Annotated in this window: 21 protein-coding genes and 2 pseudogenes; 14 read left to right on the top strand and 9 right to left on the bottom strand. The window is 57.4% G+C overall.

All coding sequences use genetic code 11. The features are described 5' to 3' along the window. Positions 1-33 precede the first annotated feature (33 nt). The 11 genes from moaC (at position 34) to ACYZTX_RS25375 (ending at position 9,309) form a co-directional block, all read left to right on the top strand. Positions 34-507, top strand: coding sequence for a cyclic pyranopterin monophosphate synthase MoaC (gene moaC, locus ACYZTX_RS25425; RefSeq protein WP_462036348.1), 474 nt, complete (start codon positions 34-36; stop codon positions 505-507). After that, positions 504-746 (top strand): MoaD/ThiS family protein, encoded by a 243-nt coding sequence (locus tag ACYZTX_RS25420; RefSeq protein WP_462036347.1) that lies wholly within the window; start codon positions 504-506, stop codon positions 744-746. Before moaC ends, ACYZTX_RS25420 begins: the two co-directional genes overlap by 4 nt. A gap of 3 nt (positions 747-749) precedes the next feature. Next, positions 750-1,202, top strand: coding sequence for a molybdopterin synthase catalytic subunit MoaE (moaE, locus tag ACYZTX_RS25415; protein WP_462036345.1), 453 nt, complete (start codon positions 750-752; stop codon positions 1,200-1,202). 308 nt (positions 1,203-1,510) lie between these two features. Beyond that, positions 1,511-2,287: an ABC transporter substrate-binding protein gene (locus tag ACYZTX_RS25410; RefSeq protein WP_462036344.1), complete on the top strand. Its 777-nt coding sequence runs from the start codon at positions 1,511-1,513 to the stop codon at positions 2,285-2,287. A 190-nt stretch (positions 2,288-2,477) separates the two neighbouring features. Further along, positions 2,478-2,987, top strand: a complete 510-nt coding sequence (locus ACYZTX_RS25405) for a disulfide bond formation protein B (protein WP_462036343.1) — start codon at positions 2,478-2,480, stop codon at positions 2,985-2,987. An 817-nt stretch (positions 2,988-3,804) separates the two neighbouring features. Continuing rightward, positions 3,805-4,749 carry a ubiquinol oxidase subunit II gene (gene cyoA, locus ACYZTX_RS25400; RefSeq protein ID WP_462036342.1) on the top strand — a complete coding sequence of 315 codons (945 nt, stop codon included), beginning with the start codon at positions 3,805-3,807 and terminating at the stop codon, positions 4,747-4,749. Positions 4,750-4,752: 3 nt separating this feature from the next. Continuing rightward, entirely contained in the window at positions 4,753-6,783 is a 2,031-nt protein-coding gene (gene cyoB, locus ACYZTX_RS25395; protein ID WP_462036341.1) for a cytochrome o ubiquinol oxidase subunit I, read from the top strand. Positions 6,784-6,786: 3 nt separating this feature from the next. After that, complete coding sequence (locus tag ACYZTX_RS25390; RefSeq protein WP_462036340.1) at positions 6,787-7,413, top strand: cytochrome o ubiquinol oxidase subunit III; 627 nt, start codon at positions 6,787-6,789, stop codon at positions 7,411-7,413. After that, positions 7,414-7,749, top strand: coding sequence for a cytochrome o ubiquinol oxidase subunit IV (gene cyoD / locus ACYZTX_RS25385; protein ID WP_462036339.1), 336 nt, complete (start codon positions 7,414-7,416; stop codon positions 7,747-7,749). It abuts the gene before it with no gap. Between the two features lie 11 nt (positions 7,750-7,760). Beyond that, entirely contained in the window at positions 7,761-8,648 is an 888-nt protein-coding gene (gene cyoE / locus ACYZTX_RS25380) for a heme o synthase (RefSeq protein WP_095132943.1), read from the top strand. A 166-nt stretch (positions 8,649-8,814) separates the two neighbouring features. Then, positions 8,815-9,309 (top strand): RidA family protein, encoded by a 495-nt coding sequence (locus tag ACYZTX_RS25375; RefSeq protein WP_462036338.1) that lies wholly within the window; start codon positions 8,815-8,817, stop codon positions 9,307-9,309. Between the two features lie 76 nt (positions 9,310-9,385). Here ACYZTX_RS25375 and ACYZTX_RS25370 read toward each other — a convergent pair whose 3' ends face one another. The 3 genes from ACYZTX_RS25370 to ACYZTX_RS25360 all read right to left on the bottom strand — a co-directional run bounded on the left by ACYZTX_RS25370 (position 9,386) and on the right by ACYZTX_RS25360 (position 12,414). Beyond that, complete coding sequence (locus tag ACYZTX_RS25370; protein WP_462036337.1) at positions 9,386-10,090, bottom strand: hypothetical protein; 705 nt, start codon at positions 10,088-10,090, stop codon at positions 9,386-9,388. 90 nt (positions 10,091-10,180) lie between these two features. Next, a complete protein-coding gene (locus ACYZTX_RS25365; protein WP_462036336.1) occupies positions 10,181-11,701 on the bottom strand; it encodes a sensor histidine kinase in 1,521 nt (506 codons plus the stop codon). Next, positions 11,698-12,414 (bottom strand): response regulator transcription factor, encoded by a 717-nt coding sequence (locus tag ACYZTX_RS25360; RefSeq protein ID WP_462036335.1) that lies wholly within the window; start codon positions 12,412-12,414, stop codon positions 11,698-11,700. The genes ACYZTX_RS25365 and ACYZTX_RS25360 overlap by 4 nt, the downstream gene beginning before the upstream one ends. A gap of 151 nt (positions 12,415-12,565) precedes the next feature. On the opposite strand from ACYZTX_RS25360, the gene msrB reads away from it, so the two are divergent. Continuing rightward, complete coding sequence (msrB, locus tag ACYZTX_RS25355; RefSeq protein ID WP_462036334.1) at positions 12,566-13,084, top strand: peptide-methionine (R)-S-oxide reductase MsrB; 519 nt, start codon at positions 12,566-12,568, stop codon at positions 13,082-13,084. Between the two features lie 68 nt (positions 13,085-13,152). Then, on the top strand, positions 13,153-13,857 hold the full coding sequence (msrA, locus tag ACYZTX_RS25350; RefSeq protein ID WP_462036333.1) for a peptide-methionine (S)-S-oxide reductase MsrA: 705 nt from the start codon (positions 13,153-13,155) through the stop codon (positions 13,855-13,857). A gap of 19 nt (positions 13,858-13,876) precedes the next feature. On the opposite strand, the gene ACYZTX_RS25345 is transcribed toward msrA, so the two are convergent. Then, positions 13,877-14,890 (bottom strand): sensor domain-containing diguanylate cyclase, encoded by a 1,014-nt coding sequence (locus tag ACYZTX_RS25345; RefSeq protein ID WP_462036332.1) that lies wholly within the window; start codon positions 14,888-14,890, stop codon positions 13,877-13,879. Between the two features lie 75 nt (positions 14,891-14,965). Then, a pseudogene (locus ACYZTX_RS25340) lies at positions 14,966-15,196 on the bottom strand (LysR substrate-binding domain-containing protein); the annotation flags it as partial. A 63-nt stretch (positions 15,197-15,259) separates the two neighbouring features. Here ACYZTX_RS25340 and ACYZTX_RS25335 point away from each other — a divergent pair. Then, positions 15,260-15,868: pseudogene (locus tag ACYZTX_RS25335) on the top strand (aminotransferase class III-fold pyridoxal phosphate-dependent enzyme); the annotation flags it as partial. Here ACYZTX_RS25335 and ACYZTX_RS25330 read toward each other — a convergent pair. The 4 genes from ACYZTX_RS25330 to ACYZTX_RS25315 all read right to left on the bottom strand — a co-directional run bounded on the left by ACYZTX_RS25330 (position 15,862) and on the right by ACYZTX_RS25315 (position 19,076). Continuing rightward, positions 15,862-16,116, bottom strand: a complete 255-nt coding sequence (locus ACYZTX_RS25330) for a Txe/YoeB family addiction module toxin (protein WP_462036331.1) — start codon at positions 16,114-16,116, stop codon at positions 15,862-15,864. The pseudogene ACYZTX_RS25335 and the gene ACYZTX_RS25330 sit on opposite strands and share 7 nt — an antisense overlap. Further along, positions 16,113-16,367 carry a type II toxin-antitoxin system prevent-host-death family antitoxin gene (locus ACYZTX_RS25325; RefSeq protein ID WP_462036330.1) on the bottom strand — a complete coding sequence of 85 codons (255 nt, stop codon included), beginning with the start codon at positions 16,365-16,367 and terminating at the stop codon, positions 16,113-16,115. The genes ACYZTX_RS25330 and ACYZTX_RS25325 overlap by 4 nt, the downstream gene beginning before the upstream one ends. A 259-nt stretch (positions 16,368-16,626) precedes the next feature. After that, positions 16,627-17,127: a P-loop NTPase family protein gene (locus ACYZTX_RS25320; RefSeq protein WP_462036329.1), complete on the bottom strand. Its 501-nt coding sequence runs from the start codon at positions 17,125-17,127 to the stop codon at positions 16,627-16,629. Positions 17,128-17,141: 14 nt separating this feature from the next. Then, positions 17,142-19,076, bottom strand: a complete 1,935-nt coding sequence (locus ACYZTX_RS25315) for an alkaline phosphatase D family protein (protein WP_462036328.1) — start codon at positions 19,074-19,076, stop codon at positions 17,142-17,144. Positions 19,077-19,295: the final 219 nt, after the last annotated feature.

The following is a 19,295-nucleotide window of genomic DNA, read 5'->3' as shown; positions in this document are numbered from 1 at the left end:
TTACAATCGGTGCTCCTGATCAGGAGTATCCCTGTGCTAACTCATCTCGATTCCCAAGGTCGCGCCAATATGGTCGACGTCACTGAAAAAGCCGTGACGTTCCGTGAAGCAACGGCCCAAGCGCTGGTGCGCATGTTGCCCGAAACCCTGCAGATGATCGTCAGCGGCGGTCACCCCAAGGGTGATGTGTTCGCCGTGGCGCGTATTGCCGGCATTCAGGCGGCGAAGAAAACCAGCGATCTGATCCCTCTGTGCCATCCGCTGATGCTCACCGGCGTCAAGGTCGAGCTCACTGCCGAAGGCGATGACACCGTACGCATCGTCGCGCGCTGCAAGTTGTCCGGGCAGACCGGTGTCGAAATGGAAGCCCTGACCGCCGCCAGCGTCGCGGCGCTGACTATCTATGACATGTGCAAGGCCGTGGATCGCGGCATGACCATCGAGAGCGTGCGGTTGCTGGAGAAACTCGGTGGCAAGAGCGGCCATTTTCAGGCGGACCAGGCATGAACGTCACCGTAAAGTTTTTTGCCCGTTACCGTGAAGCGCTCGGCGTGGACTCGGTGAAGGTTGAAGGTGATTTCGCCACGGTCGACGATGTGCGTGCCCTGTTGGCCCTTCGCGATGGCGCCGACGTGCTGAGCGAACAGAACCTGATGTGTGCCCGCAATGAGGACCTGTGCCAGCTCGATGATCCGGTGAGCGATGGCGATGAAGTGGCCTTTTTTCCGACCGTGACCGGAGGCTGAGCCATGGCGATTCGCGTGCAGTCCACGGCGTTCGATCCGGGTGCTGAAGTCAATGCCATGCACGCCGCCAATGTGGGCGTCGGTGCGGTGGTGAGTTTTGTTGGCTATGTTCGCGACTTCAATGACGGGCTCGACGTCGCCGGGATGTTCCTGGAACACTACCCGGGCATGACCGAAAAGGCCCTCGCCAAGATCGCCGCAGAGGCTGAGCAGCGCTGGCCACTGCTCAAGCTTGAAGTGCTGCATCGCATCGGCGCCCTGGAACCGGGTGAGCCGATCGTCTTCGTTGGCGCCGCCAGCGCTCACCGCCAGGCCGCGTTCGATGCCTGCGCCTTTGTCATGGACTACCTGAAAACCCGCGCACCGTTCTGGAAGAAAGAAAACACCCGTGACGGGGCGCGTTGGGTAGAAGGGCGTGACAGTGATCATGCGGCGGCGGATCGCTGGAAGCAGTAAGTTCTTTTTGCGCCTGCAAATACGCCTTCGCGGGCAAGCCCGCTCCACAGTTGATCTTCATCTACACAAATACTGTGTACGACACAGATCCATGTGGGAGCGGGCTTGCCCGCGAAGAGGCCATCCGCAACACCCGATCTCCTCCTGATCCACCGCCCGACCACCGGCCGGCACATCTTCATTTGCCCTAATTGACGAGTCATACATAAAAGTCCAGTATGGAATTATATGTACAAAAAAAGGCCTTCCCCCGTTTTAGTTTTTTCTTCTGTCTTGCCAAACCAACAACAACCCGCGAGAGAACGAACATGAAGAAACTCCCCCTCATCACCGGTCTGGCTCTGAGCCTGTTGGCGTGCAGCTCCCTGTTCGCCGCCGATAAAACCCTGCGCATTGGCATCGAAGCCGCTTATCCACCGTTCGCCTCGAAAACCGATAAAGGCGAGATTGTCGGTTTCGACTACGACATCGGCAATGCCCTGTGCGCGCAGATGAAGGTCAAGTGCGTATGGGTCGAAGGTGAGTTTGACGGTCTGATTCCTTCCCTTAAAGTGAAGAAAATCGACATGGCGCTGTCGTCCATGACCATCAACGAAGACCGGAAGAAGTCGGTGGATTTCACCCACAAGTACTACTTCACCTCATCGCGTCTTGTGATGAAGGACGGCGCGGCAGTGGATGATCAGTACGCCAGCCTCAAGGGCAAGACTGTCGGCGTGCAGCGAGCAACCACCACGGACCGTTACGCCACCGAGGTTTTTGAACCGAAGGGTATCAACGTCAAGCGTTACGGCAACAACGAAGAGATCTATATGGACCTGGCGGCCGGTCGCCTCGATGCCATTTTTGCCGACACCATTCCACTGAATGACTTCCTGACGATGCCCCGTGGCAAAGGCTACGCGTTTGTCGGGCCGGAGCTCAAGGATCCGAAATACGTGGGCGAGGGCGCCGGGATTGCGGTGCGCAAGGGCAACACTGAGCTGGTCTCCGAACTGAATACTGCCATCGACGTCATTCGCACCAATGGCGAATACCAGAAGATTTCAGAGAAGTACTTCAAGTCTGATATCTACGGCGACTGATCAATCGCTTGCAGGGTGCTTTCTCTCGAAAGCCCCCTGCGCGGTCCGGATTCGTGAAAAATGCTTCAAGGTTAATCCCTTCTTAACCGGCTCATCGTCTATTCCCGATACCCAACTGCGCGTGCCGGACTCTCAAAGGTCAGGGCCAGCGTGTAGACTTCGGGCAATCGATATTCAGAAGGGAAACGCAATGAGCGAGGAAACAATGCGGTTGGGCCGTGAACGGCGCTATCTGGTGTTGCTGGGCATCATCTGCCTGGCGTTGATCGGCGGCGCGCTGTACATGCAAATTGTTCTGGGCGAGGCGCCATGCCCGCTGTGCATCCTGCAACGTTATGCGTTGCTGCTGATTGCGCTCTTCGCGTTCATCGGCGCGGCCATGCGCAGCCGCCCCAGCATCACGGTATTTGAAACCCTGGTGGTGATCTGCGCCCTGGCAGGCGTCGGGGTGGCCGGGCATCACGTCTATATCCAGTTTTATCCGGCAGTCAGCTGTGGCATCGATGTGCTGCAACCGATTGTCGACGGCCTGCCACTGGCGAAGATCTTCCCACTGGGCTTCCAGGTCGACGGCTTCTGCTCCACGCCGTACCCGCCGATCCTCGGTTTGTCCCTCGCTCAATGGGCGCTGCTCGCCTTTGTGCTGGTCGTAGTGCTGGTGCCGCTGCTCATTTCGCGTAACCGCAAAGCGCTGCGCTGAGGCTATCCGCCGCGTCGCTGCGTCACACCAAAAAACGCCCCGGTCCTCATTGCGAGGGCCGGGGCGTTTTGCATTTCAGGGCACAGCTAAAATGACCTTGATGCGCGACAAGTCTGGGTGCGACAAATGTGCGACATGTTGTCACAGCAGCAGTGTCGCAAGTCATTTCAGCTCGCCGATTTGGTAGCGTGTCGGGCAACAAAATTGCCCTTTTTCAGCGTCGGGGGACTTCAAGCCAAAAAATCTGGAACAGGCAGTTTTAACAGGCCTTGGCGAATGGCCAGAGCCCTTGTCACATAGGGGCTTGGGCGGGGTCGAGGAAGGGGGCAGAGCCTTCGATACTGTCTGAACTGCCTGAGGTAGGCCTACAAATTTTGGTGTTTTTGTTGAGAATGAATTTCGATACCATGGCGCACTTTTGCAAATACCGTTAATGATTGTTGCTGGAATGGATAAAAATTATTTCGGGATGAGACATGGTTTATAAAACGTTACATATCTACAATCGCCCGCACTGAATTCCCGGCACTGCTCATCCCTGAGCAGGAATAGGAAGTCGAGAGGCCAATAGGCTTCATGCGACTCCCAGGTGTCGGTGCCTACCAACTATCCGCACCAAATGGAATTGGTCTGTAACAAGGCCTTTGACCACGTATTCGAATAAGAACTCAACGCTAGCCCAGGATTTGTCGAACAGCGTCTGACGCGCGACGGGCAGCCACTTATTCAATCCAAGAAAAATGCCAACCCTTGGCAGGGTGAAGTGTTGGCGATCAAAACCCAACTGCATTGCGCAAGCTGCTTTAGAGGTCGTGAGATGAGTAAAAACAGGTACCCCAGACTACTAGGCTTATTGCCGCTGATCGGCACGTTGCTGCTGTCAGGCTGCAACATGACCTTGCTCAATCCAACGGGCCAGGTTGGCCTGGAGCAGCGAAACCTGATCATCACCGCAACGCTGCTGATGCTGTTGGTCGTGGTCCCGGTCATCGTCATGACCTTCCTGTTCGCCTGGAAATACCGCGCGACCAACACTAACGCCGTGTACACGCCGAAGTGGTCGCACTCCACCAAGATCGAAATCGCGGTGTGGGCTGTTCCAGTGCTGATCATCATTGCTCTGGGTTACGTCACCTACGTGTCGACCCACGCTCTGGACCCTTACAAGCCGCTGGAATCCGACGTCAAGCCGATCACCATCGAAGTGGTCTCGCTGGACTGGAAGTGGGTGTTCATCTATCCGGAGCAGGGCATCGCCACGGTCAACAAGATCGTGTTCCCGACGAATACCCCGGTCAACTTCAAGGTGACGTCGGACTCGGTAATGAACTCGTTCTTCATTCCGGGCCTGGGCGGCCAGATCTACGCGATGGCCGGCATGCAGACCAAGTTGCACCTGATTGCCAACCGTGACGCTGAAATGGAAGGCATCTCTGCCAACTACAGCGGCGCAGGTTTCACCGGCATGAAATTCAAAGCGATCTCAACTTCTCAGGAGAATTTCGACGCCTGGGTAAGCGAAGTCAAAAAGGCACCTAAACAGCTGGAAAAAGCTGAATACGAAGCCCTTACCAAGCCAAGCCAGAACAACCCAGTCGAGCTCTACTCCTCGGTTACGCCGAACCTGTTCCAGATCATCGTCGACAAGTACGAAGGGATGAAACCGGGCAAGCCGATGCACCACGAGAAGAAAGAGAAAGAAGTGGCCCATATGGAAGGGATGGACATGAGTTCGCATTCAGCCGCCGGGGCAGAGGAGTAAACGATGTTTGGTAAATTAAGTTGGGAAGCGGTCCCGTTCCACGAACCGATCGTGATGATAACCATCGCCATGATCGCGCTCGGCGGTCTGGCACTGTTCGCGGGTATCACCTACTTCAAGAAGTGGACCTACCTGTGGACCGAGTGGCTGACGTCGGTTGACCACAAGAAAATCGGCGTGATGTACATCATCGTCGCCATGATCATGCTGCTGCGTGGCTTTGCCGACGCCATCATGATGCGTACCCAGCTGGCCATGGCCACTGAGGGTTCGCCTGGCTACTTGCCGCCTGAACACTATGACCAGATCTTCACCGCTCACGGTGTGATCATGATCATCTTCATGGCGATGCCATTCTTCACCGGCCTGATGAACCTTGCAGTGCCGCTGCAGATCGGCGCGCGTGACGTGGCTTATCCGTTCCTGAACTCCCTGAGTTTCTGGCTGCTGGTTTCCGGCGTGGTGCTGATCAACCTGTCCCTGGGCGTTGGCGAATTCGCCAAGACCGGCTGGGTTGCCTATCCGCCGCTGTCGGGCCTGCAATACAGTCCGGGCGTAGGGATGGACTACTACATCTGGGCGCTACAGCTCTCCGGGCTAGGTACGACACTGACGGGGGTCAACTTCCTGGCCACCGTACTGAAAATGCGTACCCCGGGCATGAAGCTGATGGACATGCCGATCTTCACCTGGACCTGCACCTGGGCCAACGTTTTGATCGTCGCTTCGTTCCCGATCCTGACCGCTACCCTGGCTTTGCTGACGCTTGACCGTTACATGGATTTCCACATTTTCACCAATGAACTTGGTGGCAATCCAATGATGTACGTCAACCTGTTCTGGGCCTGGGGTCACCCCGAGGTTTACATCCTGATTCTGCCGGCGTTCGGGATCTTCTCCGAAGTCATCTCGACCTTCTCCGGCAAGAAACTGTTCGGCCACCACTCGATGATCTACGCCAGTGGCGCGATCTCGATCCTGGGCTTCATGGTCTGGCTGCACCACTTCTTCACCATGGGTTCGGGTGCCAGCGTCAACGCCTTCTTCGGTCTGGCGACGATGTTGATTTCGATCCCTACGGGGGTGAAGCTCTTCAACTGGCTGTTCACCATTTACCAAGGCCGTCTGCGCTTCACCAGCCAGGTTCTCTGGACCCTGGGCTTCATGGTGACCTTCGCCATCGGCGGCATGACCGGCGTACTGCTGGCCATTCCGGGTGCGGACTTCGTACTGCACAACAGCCTGTTCGTGATCGCGCACTTCCACAACGTGATCATCGGCGGCGCGGTATTCGGTTACATCGCAGGCTTCGCGTTCTACTTCCCTAAAGCGTTCGGCTTCAAGCTGCACGAAGGTTGGGGCAAGGCCGCATTCTGGTTCTGGATCACCGGCTTCTTCGTCGCGTTCATGCCGCTCTATGTACTGGGCTTCATGGGCATGACCCGTCGTCTGAACAGCTCCACCAACCCTGAGTGGGTGCCTTACCTGTACGTGGCACTGTTCGGTGCGGTAATGATCGCTGTCGGTATTGCCTGCCAGCTGATCCAGCTCTACGTGAGCGTGCGTGATCGCAAGCTGCCAGAGAACATGTGCGAACACGGCGACCCGTGGAATGCCCACACGCTGGAATGGTCGACGTCGTCGCCACCACCGTTCTACAACTTCGCGGTGCTGCCGAAAGCCGAAACCATCGACCCGTTCACCGAAGCCAAGGAAAACGGTACCGCGTACCAGGCTCCAGCCCGTTACGAGCCGATCCACATGCCAAACAACACCGCGACCGGTGTGGTCATGGGCGCTCTGCTGACCGTGTTCGGTTTCGCGATGATCTGGCACATCTGGTGGTTGGCCATCGTCGGTCTGGTCGGTACCGTCGTGTACTTCGTGATCCACGCTGCCCGTGATGATCAGGGCTACATGGTACCGGTCGATGTGATCGAGCGTATCGAAGCCGAGCAGCACAAACGTCTGGTAGCGGCCGGGAAAGTTCCAGCCACCGCCACCCGTGTTGAAACCTCGTTGGAACAGGCTTAAACCATGTCGAACTTAGTGACCACTGCTGGACACGCCCATGGCACGGACCATGGGCACGACGACCATCACCACGACTCGGGCGAGATGACCGTATTCGGTTTCTGGCTCTACCTGATGACCGACTGCATTCTGTTTGCGTCGATCTTCGCGGTGTACGCGGTTCTGGTTAACAACGTAGCGGGCGGCCCGTCGGGCGCCGACATTTTCGAACTGCCTTACGTGCTGGGCGAAACCGCTCTGCTGCTGTTCAGTTCGATCACCTACGGCTTCGCCATGCTGGCGTTGTTCAAGGGCAAGAAGAACCAGGTGCTGGGCTGGCTCGGCATGACGTTCCTGTTGGGCGCCGGCTTTATCGCCATGGAGATCAACGAGTTTCACATCCTGATCGCCGAAGGCTTCGGCCCTAGCCGCTCAGGCTTCCTGTCCGGGTTCTTCACCCTGGTCGGCACCCACGGTCTGCACGTGACCAGCGGTCTGATCTGGATGGCGATCATGATGTATCAGGTGCAGAAAAACGGCCTGACGGCGACCAACAAGACCCGTCTGAGCTGCCTGAGCCTGTTCTGGCACTTCCTGGACGTGGTGTGGATCTGCGTATTCACCGTTGTTTATCTGATGGGGACTATGTAAATGGCTAACGCACACTCCCACGATGGCCACGACGCCGGCCACGGCAGCGTCAAGTCCTACGCCATCGGCTTCATCCTGTCGGTGATCCTCACCGTCATTCCTTTCGGCCTGGTGATGTACCCATCGCTGCCGAAAGCCATGACCCTGTGGATCGTACTGATCTTCGCAGTGATCCAGGTGCTGGTGCACCTGGTGTACTTCCTCCACCTGGACCGCTCCGCCGCCCAGCGCAACAACGTGATCGCGTTTATTTTCGCTGCGCTGGTCATCGTCCTGCTGGTCGGCCTGTCGCTGTGGATCATGTTCAGCATCCACACCAACATGATGGCGCACTGAGGTAAATCCGGATGTCCTTTAAGCACTTTATCCAAATCACCAAACCGGGGATCATTTTCGGTAACGTGCTTTCTGTGGCAGGCGGATTTTTCCTGGCCTCGAAAGGGCATGTCGATCTGGCCATTTTCCTGGCAGCGATGATCGGCACGTCGCTGGTGGTGGCTTCCGGATGCGTGTTCAACAACTGCATCGACCGCGACATCGACCTGAAGATGGAACGCACCAAGAACCGGGCGCTGGTCCAGGGCTTGATCTCCCTGAAACTGGCCCTGGCTTTTGCGACCGTCCTGGGTGTTTTCGGCGTTGCACTGTTGTACAAAGTGGCCAACCCGTTGGCCGCTTTGTTCGCGGTGATCGGCTTTGTCATCTACGTCGGCTTCTACAGCCTGTACCTCAAGCGCAAGTCGGTTCACGGCACGCTGGTGGGCAGTCTGTCGGGCGCCATGCCGCCGGTGATTGGCTACGTGGCTGTGACGAACAGCTTCGACATGGCCGCACTGACGTTGCTGGTGATGTTCAGCCTGTGGCAGATGCCGCATTCCTACGCCATCGCGATCTTCCGCTTCAATGATTACCTGGCCGCATCGATTCCGGTGTTGCCCGTGAAGCGCGGCATTCAAGTGGCCAAGAAGCACATCCTGCTCTACATCCTGGCGTTCCTCGTGGCGACGTTGATGCTGACCTTCAGCGGCTACGCTGGCATGAGCTACCTCGCCGTGGCCGCGGCCATGGGCATGTACTGGTTGTACATGGCCTGGACCGGTTACAAGGCAGTGGATGACACGGTCTGGGCACGCAAGCTGTTCGTGTTCTCGATCTTCACCATTACCGCGTTGAGCGTGATGATGTCGTTGGACTTTAAAGTGCCGAGTGAGTTGTTGCTGACTTACGCGCCTTAAGGTTCAGATGCTGTAAAGAAAAACCCCGCCTTCGAGAGAAGCGCGGGGTTTTTTGTTGGGGGCATCAATTTGATCCGGACTGATTCTCATAGACCAATCCCCGAGTCGAGATCTTTGGGCTAATCTGTCAAAAAAAACGGATCCAATTTTTGATCGAGGAAGAGAGATGACTGAACACATGTCCTGCGATGCACGATTCATCGCGTTGGCAAAAGAGCTCGGCTTCGATATCTACGGCGAGAATACGGCCGGTGGGCATTACGCGCCGTTGGTGCGGCATCACGATGAGCTTTACATCAGCGGTCTCGTGCCGCGGATGAATGGTGAAGTTCAGTATCAGGGCAGGGTAGGCCTGGATCTGACGCTGGCGGATGCACAGAGCGCTGCCCGCATCAGTGCTTTGCGCGGTCTGGCATTGATTGTTGATTCCATCGGTTCGCTGGACAAGATCAAGTTGCTATTGCGCGTCACGGTTTACGTAAAGTCCACCGCGGATTTTGTCGATTTGAGCGAAGTGGCCAACGGTGCGTCAGACGTTTTCAGTCATGTACTGGGCGATGCCGGTAAACATACACGAACCACGATCGGTGTTTATCAACTGCCGAAAAACGCAGCCATTGAAGTTGACATGATCGTGGCGGTACGGCCATCAACACTCTAACGATGAACCTGCAGGCAATAGAAAGCCCCGCGCTGAATCTCAGTGCGGGGCTTTTCAGTCTTCGATGGCGAGTGTGTTACTGCGCGGCGATGCTGTAGCCATCGAACGCGGTTTGCTGTTGAAGTGCGGTGATGATGTTCTTGCGGTTAACCGCGTGTTCGGCCCCGGCATTGTCCAGGAACGTCTCGCTTTCCAACTCCGCTTCTTCGCCTTCGCCGACGAAAGTGAAGCCCAGGAACTCCAGCGCTTCTCGGTCAACGTTCAGCCGTGAACGCGGGGTGCGCAGTGGCAGCGTGACGCTGATGCCATCTTTGCTGATGGTGAACACTTCGACATCTTTCTTGGCGCGAGCAGCCTTGCTCTTGCCACTGCTCGGGTTGCTGATGGCTTGGTGAGTCTGGTTCAGCACCTTCAGTGCGAGGCCGTAGACCATTTCCTGAAATGCCGGATCGTCCTTGAAGCTGGAGAGAATCCGGCTGATCGGGAATTTGCTGCTCAAGTCTTCCAGGGCTGCAATGTCGGCAGTCTCAGCGTCCTTGAGTTGCTTGAGTTCGCCCATCAACTCGTAGGCTTTATCGTCGTCGAAGCTGTCGTGAGCCTGGCGAATCGCGGCGCGCAGCTCGCGGATCTGGTCGCTTTCCCGGGTGGACTGGAAAGCGTCCAAGACCATCTCGCTGATGGTCTTGGCCTGGGGCACGTGCTGTGAAAGATTGATGGAGTTTTCGTATTCCGCTTTGGACGACAAGGTGATTACGGATTCAGCGGTATTGGAATCGGACATTGAAATTTCACTACTTTTTAACTTTGGGTTGAGGCGAGAAAGCACTGGGCCTTTTCAGGCCGCCTAATCTATTGGACCGAGGCGGCATTGTCACGGATTCCCCATCGAATTCAGATTCATCGACCGAACTGCCCATTGCTCGGCCGTTTGCTGATCCACCGCCAACGAAAACCGGAAGGTCGCGCCGCGTCCGGGAACGTCAATCAGCTGGATCTCGCGGCCGTGCAATTGCAGGATCCGGTGCACGATCCGCAACCCCAGTCCGCCATCACGCCGTGCGCCGCCAATGTTGAACGGGCGCAGGAACAGACCTTCGCGCAATTCGGCGGCAATGCCGGGGCCCGTGTCGCTGACAGTGACTTCGATAAAGGGCCCTTGAGGGCGCAGGCCAAGTTCGATTTCTCCCCCTTGAGGGGTATGGCGCAGGGCGTTGTCGAACAGGTTGGTCAACACCCGCTCGATCAATCCAAGGTCGGCGCAGGCGGCCGAAACATTGGGCGCGAAAGTGGCCTTGAGTTCGACCTGGCGCGCCTCGGCCGTCAGTTCGAATTTCTGGAAGATGTCCTGCACCAGATCGGTCAGCGAGAAGCGCTCCAGCACCGGTTGTACAAAACCATGTTCCAGTCGCACCAGTTCCAGCAGCGATTGCGCCAGACCACCGACCTTGCGGCTTTGATCCAGCGCGATGCCCAGGTAACGGCGGCGGTCGGCGGGGGACAACGTGGCGTCCTTGAGCGACAAGGTTTCCAGGTAACCGTGCAGCGAAGCCAGAGGCGTGCGCAGGTCGTGGGAGATGTTTGCCACCAGTTCGCGGCGTTCCTGATCCTGGCGGGTCAACGAACGCCATTGCTCACCGAGGCGCGATTGCATCTGCCGGAAGGCGGCGTCGAGGATGGCAATTTCATCGTGGCTGGCGGCTTTTTCCACCGGGACTGATGCAGGTGGTGTTATCGGAACGCCATCAATGTCGAACTGGCTGACAGTTTCAGTCAAACGGCGCAAAGGGCGGGTGATGAGGGCAAATGCCGTGAGACCGGCAATCAGGCACAGCAACGCCACCAGCCCGATGGACAACAGTGCGGTATTCAGGGCCGCACTGGTGGCGCCGCGTTCGGCGAAGCGGTCGTGTTCTTCGCTGAGCAGCACCACATAGAGATAGCCCGCCGGTTTGCCGCTGACCTGTAATGGCGCGGCGCTGAATACTTTGCGGCCATCGACGCTGCGCGGGTCGTCGCCGAGAATCGGCAGGGTATCGCCCTTGATCAGGCGCTGGATGGGCGCCAGGTCGACCCGCTCCCGGCGTATCCGACCCTCGGGCGCAGCACTGCCGACAATCTTGCCCTCGGTGTCGAGCAGGTACACCTCGACACTGGGGTTGACCAGCATCAGCTGGCTGAACAGGTCGCGCACGGCGTCAGGCATCAGGCCCTTGGTGTCCATCAGCACGGTGTCATGGGCGATGTGTCGGGCCAGATCCCGCGACAGCCCTTGCACCACTTCCAGCTCATGCATCTGGTTGGCGCGCACCTGCATCCAGGCCGACGTGCCGCAGCACACCAGCAGCAACACGGCGAAAACCAGAGACAGGCGCTGAGTCAGGGTCAGTTTCACGGCTGCGGCTCCTTGGCCACGAATTTGTAGCCTCGTCCCCACACCGTGAGGATGCGCGCCGGTTGTGCCGGATCCGCTTCGATCTTTGCCCGCAGGCGGTTGATGTGTGTGTTGACCGTGTGCTCGTAGCCTTCATGGCTGTAGCCCCAGACCGCGTTGAGCAGGTCCATGCGCGAGAACACTTTGCCGGGCTGACGGGCGAAGAAATACAACAGGTCGAACTCCCGTGGCGTGAGGTCGAGACGACGTCCCTCAAGGGACACATCGCGAGTGATCGGGTCGATGCAAAGGCCGTCCGTGATCAGGCTGCCGGCGTCCATTTTCAGGTTGCGGGCCATGGCGTCGACCCGTCGCAACAGCGCTTTGACCCTGGCCACCAGTTCGAGCATGGAAAAGGGCTTGGCCAGGTAATCGTCGGCGCCAAGTTCAAGCCCGAGAATCCGATGCACTTCGCTGGAGCGCGCACTGGTAATGATGATCGGTGTGTAGCGGGCCATGGCGCGGGCGCGGCGGCAGATTTCCAGGCCGTCGACGCCGGGCAGCATCAGGTCGAGGATCAGTGCGTCCCAGCTTCCTTGCTGCAGCAGTCGCATGCCTTCATCGCCGTCGGCGCAGTGCACCACCTCGAACTGCTCATCGCGTAGATGCAGGCAGATCAGGTCGGCGATATGCAGGTCGTCCTCGACCACGAGGACGCGTTTGGTCTGTTCCATCAAGCTCAATCCTTCGGCGCAATGAGCGCATTGTGCGGGTTTTCCGGGGCCGGAGTTATCACGAATTGTTTAACTTCTCGTGAGGATTTGGCGATCAACCCAAGCCTAGGCTGTGTTCCATGTCAGGCACCTGGATTTTTCGGAGACGACCATGTTTTCACGGCGACAGTTTCTCGTAGCAGGCAGCGGGCTAGGCGCTGCAGCCCTGGTCATCGGTGTATTGCCAAAATTTTCCGCAAGCTCTGCTCTAGTCAGTGACGCCAGCGCGACGGAGGTATTCGAGGTGACTCACAGCGACAGCGAATGGCGCGCCATGCTCAGCGCCGAGCAGTACGAAATCCTCCGCGAAGAGGGCACCGAGCGGGCCTACAGCAGCGCGCTGAACAACGAGCACCGAGAAGGTACGTTTGCCTGTGCCGGTTGCAAACTGCCGCTGTTTTCTTCCGCGACCAAGTTCGACAGCCGTACCGGTTGGCCGAGCTTCTGGGCGCCGCTGGACAAGGCTGTGGCCACTCGCCAGGACCGCTCCTTCGGGGTGGTGCGCGAAGAAGTCCACTGTCGGCGGTGTGGCGGTCATTTGGGCCACGTCTTCGACGATGGGCCCAAACCCACTGGCTTGCGCTACTGCATGAACGGCCTGTCGATGACGTTCGAACCGCAGGCGACTTGATCCATGGGCACTCCTTTTCGCGTTTACGTTCGGTTGATCGTCATTCCATTTATTCAGGAGTCAGCCTCATGAAAACCCTATTCACCTGGCGCCGCACCCTGTTGGGCCTCGCCGCTGCCGGCGTCATCGGCCACTGCTCAGCGTTCTCTTTCGGTGCCGAAGACGCGGTCATCATTCCTCCCCCCGCCGTCGACGCAACCACCCAGGCTGACAGCGAAAGGGCGGTCTTTGCCGGCGGTTGTTTCTGGGGGGTCCAAGGCGTGTTCCAACATGTAAAAGGGGTGAAGAACGCTGTCTCCGGTTACGCCGGCGGTGCAGCCAACACTGCTCAGTACGAGCGGGTCAGTGATGGCGATACCGGCCATGCGGAATCCGTCGAAGTCACCTTCGATCCCCGTCAGGTCAGCTACGGCACCTTGTTGCAAATCTACTTCTCGGTGGCTCACAACCCTACCGAACTCAACCGTCAGGGACCTGACAGCGGCACTCAGTATCGCTCGGCGCTTTTCCCGGAAAACAGCGAACAGCAACGTGTCGCTCAGGCCTACATCGCCCAGCTCGACGCCGCCCATTCATTCAACAAACCCATTGTCACCAAGCTGGAAACCTACAACGGTTTCTACCCGGCGGAGGAGGAACATCAGGATTTTCTGACCGAGCATCCGACCTATCCCTACATCGTGATCAACGATCTACCGAAGGTCGCACAGTTGAAGAAGCTGTATCCGGATCGGTATCAGGAGAAACCGGTGTTGGTGAAGTCGGGGATGTGAGAGGTGAAGGGCATAGCCCTTAACCGGAAATCACATTCTTGCCCGCGAACTTCGACCGATACAGCGCTTGATCGGCCCTGGTCAGCAACCCGGTCTGTTGTTCTTCTTCAAAGCGCTGAACCACGCCAAAACTCATGGTCACTTGAAAGTCCCCGATCGGCAGCAAGCCTGCAAGCCCGTGACGGATTTTCTCGGCGAGGGTCCGGGCGTCGGCGAGTGGTGTATTGGGAAGGAGCATGATGAACTCGTCTCCGCCCCAACGCGCGAGCAGATCGCCTTCACGCACGCAGTGCTTCACGCTTTCTACCACTTGCACCAATGCCGCATCACCCAGCGCGTGGCCATAGTGATCGTTGATGCACTTGAAGTCGTCGATGTCCATGGCAATCAGCGACAGTGGCTGCCGAAAGCGCTGGGCGCGATCGCATTCCTGGGGCAGGACTTTTTCCAGGCGATAGCGATTGGCGATCGATGTCAGTGCGTCGGTTTCTGCCACTTCGCGGTTTTCTTCGAGTTGAAGTTGTAGCTGCAGATTGACTCTGGAAAGCTCCCGGGTGCGCTCTTCAACGATAGCTTCAAGGGATTGATTGCGCCGTTCAAGCGCTTCGAACAGGCGCTTCTTGTCATCGATGCTGCGGTGTGCGCCGACCATCCGCGCCACTGAGCCGTCGGCATTTCTTGCCAAGACGTAGCCACGGTCTTCGATCCAGATATAGCTGCCATCCTGCATGCGGCAGCGATACTCGGCCTGATAGCCGGGCGCTCGCTGACACAGGTAGTCATCGAACAACACCATGACTTGCCGGTAATCGTCGGGATGGATCACGTTTTCCCAAGTCAACACGTTGTTATCCAGGGAGTGAGGCGGGTAGCCGAGCATCTCGTACCACCTGGGGTTGCGATAGACGAACCCTGTGTTGGCGTTCCAGTCCCAGATGCCATCGCTGACCAGTTCCAGAATGGTGTGCAGCATGTCTTCGTTCAAATCCGACAGATTGAACTTCAACGGCTCGATATTCGACGCCTCACTCATCTCCGCTCTCCCTGTCGCCCAGATATCAACGTGACCCGCCAGTCGAGGAGATTAGTCGATGGCGTATTGAGCCGGCTAGTGCTTACCCCATCTCTGCAAGGCAAAGTCGACGAAACTAAGCAGTTTTGGCAAACGGTAGCGATCCTGGGCATACAACAGGTTCATCGGTCGGCTCGGCGGCAGGTAATCCTGCATCACTGCCACCAGTTTTCCGTCCTTGAGATCTTGCTCCATCAACGCATCAGGCAACACCACGATGCCCATACCGGTTCGCGCCGCTTGATGCAGTCCTGCCGAACTGTGAGGAGTGGGCGGGCTATCAAGTGGGTCTCCTCGGTATTGCCCAGGCGAAACGCCACGTCGAAACCGGCCCCGCCCGGTTACCTGAAAGCCATTCGCGAACTCTGCTGTCGGCGCTCGTGGCTGCTGATGCTCGACGAAATCCAGACTGGCATCGGCGGCACTGGCCAGTGGTTTGCTTTTCAGCACGAAGGCATCGTTCCGGACGTCATGACGCTGGCCAAAGGGCTGGGCAACGGCATTCCCATCGGCGCCTGCCTGGCTCGGGGCAAAGCCGCCGACCTCTTCACCCCCGGTAGTCACGGCAGCACCTTCGGCGGCAATCCACTGGCCTGCCGGGTCGGTTGCACCGTGCTGGAGATCATCGAAGAACAAGGGCTACTGGAAAACGCCAAACTTCAGGGCGAGCGCTTGCTCGCCAGATTGCGCATCGAATTGGCGGACGACCCGAACGTATTGGCGATCCGTGGACAGGGATTAATGATTGGCATCGAACTCAAACAGCCGATTCGCGACCTGACCCTGATCGGTGCACGGGATCACGGTTTGCTGATCAACGTGACACGTGGCAAGACCATTCGCTTGCTGCCACCGCTGACGATTGATGAGCGGGAAGTTGAGATGATTGTGAGAGGGGTTTGCCGGGCGGTGAGCATGGCCCGAGATTTATCTCAGTAGTGGTATCTACACATCACGACGCGAATGCCACCGTCCTCGACCGTGTAGACCAAGCGATGCTCGGCAGTGATTCGGCGTGACCAGAAGCCGCTCAAGTTGTGTTTGAGCGGTTCAGGTTTTCCGAGTCCATCGAACGGCTCGCGCTGGATTGATTTGATCAGCAGGTTGATTCGCTTGAGTCCTGCCTTATCGTTTTGTTGGAACCACAGATAGTCTTCCCAACCTTCAGGAGTAAACTCGATATTCATTCTTCGATGAGTTGCCTGGTTTTGGTTTTCCCTGCCCGCAGGTTGCCGATCGATTTTATCAGGCGTTCAGCATTAGCAGGGGAGCGAAGCAGATAGGCAGTCTCTTCGAGAGCGTTGTACTCCGCCAGAGACATCATCACCACGGGTTTGCCTTTCTGGCGAGTGACCAACAGTGGGGCGCGGTCTTCATTGACCCGATCCATGGTTTCGGCAAGGTGTGCACGTGCTGTGGTGTAGTTGATGGTTTGCATGTTGTAGTCCTCGCTCGATGCAAAGAACGTACAGAAATGAGTACAGGATGACAAGGTGATACCTACGAGTGGTCGTTACGCAGACGATGCATCTACCTTTGTACTGAGTATCGCCGAAGATTCTTCGAGACGTTTCCGTGATCGATGTAATCCCGATCCGATTCACACGCCATCCCCTGGCCCCCAAGTTTTTGGTGCTCGCATGGCTCAGGTTTGTGGGCGTGAAAAGGGAAGCGATAAAGTGCTTTCCACAGTGTGATTAGTCGGCGTGTAGCAGGGTGTTCGCAAATGTTGTGATTTCGGTTCGATCCCTGAGTTTGATTTTTGAACCGCTGAACCCTTCAAAAAGGCGTTGATGGGCGGAAAATCCACTGGAGTCTTCGCGGGTACGGTAACTGCCGGCCCATTCCAGCAACGCTATCAGCAACGTGTCGTCGTCCTGTTGGTGTTCTCGCTGGCGAATATTGGCGACGCAGTTTTCGTCTTCCACACACAGCCAAATCAATGTCGTAGAGCAATGGATAAGTTCGCTGACGATCCAGCCGTAAACACCCTCGATCACCCAACGCTCTTCACCTGCTGCGATCCGCGCCATTCCCAGTGCTTCGGCGCGTGGGCGGGCGATGCTGCATTCGTCTGACTCCCAATAAATCAAATCGAGATCGGTCCACGGAGTGTGAAGTTGTTCAGCCAATCGTTTAGCCAGCCAACTCTTGCCGGAGCCGGAATTGCCGATGATCAGGGTTCGAGTGAGGTTCATGGTGACTCGTCATTTCAGTCTTCGTTTTCAGGCGCAACCATCCGCGTCTTCGGCGAACCGTTTGAGTTGTGCTGATAAATTTCCTGCGGCTGTCCTTTTTCATTAAAGAACACCTGCCCGATCCCCGCCGAATTCCACAGCCGTTCACCCGCTTCAGCATGTTCCGGGACATGCGGAACAATGCGCATGCGCCGGCGTTTGGTCAGCCAGTTCAGCGGTGAACGCGGCGAGTAGAGCCAGCGATTGAGGCGGTCGAACCATTCGAGCAGCGCGGGCGGGAATTCGTTTTTGATGCCGCTGCTGGTGATCTGCCAGATTCGTGGGCCGGCCTTGCGGTGTCGGATCAGTACTTCGTAGACGAAGGAATAATGCACATCACCCGACAGCACCACGTAGTTACCGGGTGTGCGCGAGTGTCTGAAAATGTTCAGGATCACCTGGGCCGCTCCGCGATGGGCCATCCAGTTTTCGGCGTCCACCAGCAGAGGGTAGCCACACCAGCTGAAGACCCGCTGTATCGTTTCGATCAGTTTGACGCCGAAGATCGGCGCCGGTGAAACGATGATCGCCGACGGGTGATCGAGCAGATCCTGTTGCAGTTCGCTGAGGGCTTCCCAGTCCAGCAAACCCGAAGGCTGCTTGAGGGTCATCTCACTGCGCCAGCGCCGGGTGCGGGTATCGAGCACGACGATGGCCGGGCTAGTGGGCAGCACGTAATGCCAGTTCTGAAACCTCAGCAGCTCATCGATCAAGCCGTCCTGAACGTCGCTGTCGAGGTAATGGTCCTGCGCGGTGGCACTCAATAAACGGGTTTTTTCCAGCACACTGTCGAATGCATCCGGGTTGTTGCCCCAGCCCTGACACACCATATAAGCAATCAGCGCGTTGCCGATGATGCGCTTGGAGAACGGATGACCGTAGGCCGTTTCCTCCCATTGCGCGGAAAGATTCCAGTCATCGGTAATATCGTGATCATCGAAAATCATCAGGCACGGCAGATGCGCGAACGCTCGGGCGACACCACCCAGGCCGGCCTTGAAATCATCGATGCGCGTTTGCTCAAGCGCATAACGCTCGCGTCTTTCGGGAATCAATTTTGGCGGTTTTGGAGCGATCAACGTCCAGGGCGTCGGAGACCACACCAGCAGGTACATGGCCATGACCTCGGCGAACGTCACCAGATGATTGTCGGCACTGCTGCTGGTGAAAATCGGCTTACGCACCCCGCCGAAAAATCGCTCGCGCAGGGTTTCGTTGCTCTTCAGCGCCGGTAACAAATCCGCACGATGGTAATAACTGGCGGGATCCTCGTAGAGCTTGGCGCTGTCGCTGACCACCGCACCTTCGAGGTATTCGCCGAACAATCCCAGCCGCGCGATCAAGGCATGGATGGCCCGCAGCATGGGGCCTGCGACATCGTCGGCGTACACCTGATCGCCACTCATCATCAACAGCGCCGGACGTTTGTGCACGTCCGGTTCGGTCTCCAGCAAACGATCGACACACAGCAAGCCGTCCGGGACCGGATGGTGAGGTTTGCGGCAAGAACCATGCAGCAGTTGATCGACCTGTTTACGCAGGACGAAGTTTGGGCAACGGGCGTCGCCATACAACAAGTGCGGGGCCCAATCGGCGATGCCTGCGCCTGCGCCTGCGCCAGCGTCATCAATCAGCAGGTCGTATTCGATAAACGTGTCGCAGGGCAGGGCGACGTCCAGCGGCACATCGATCAAATGAACAAAGGCCTGGGTGCCCACCGCAATGATCGTGCACTGACTCGCGTCGAGGTGGATATCGTCGCGATCTTGCAGACGCAACGTCAGCGACAACGCCCGCGACCCCACCAGCCACATCACCAGACGCGAGGGCTCCAGCCGCCGCAACAACGGCCCGACCAGGACAGGAGGCAGGGATTGATGATCGTCTGGCATAGGCAAAGACATGGACATCCGGGTGCTTGGAACAGAGAGGCGCGGGATGATAACGCAGTTGATGTCAATGAATGGCAACTGGCTTGAATCCGACAGTCAAGGCGACAACCGGCCGCCCGTTCCGCCAAGCACTGCACCATTGAAAGCCCCGAAAGAGCTCGTAATGCTGTTCACTTAAGCTTGATGTTTCCAGGCACACACACACATATGCGTAGCGAGGGGGCGGTGGAGCAAGAG

The sequence above is a fragment of the Pseudomonas sp. MDT1-17 genome, from assembly GCF_054898105.1.
Note: the sequence above shows the minus strand (reverse complement) of the source record. Positions and strands in the feature narration are given on the sequence as shown.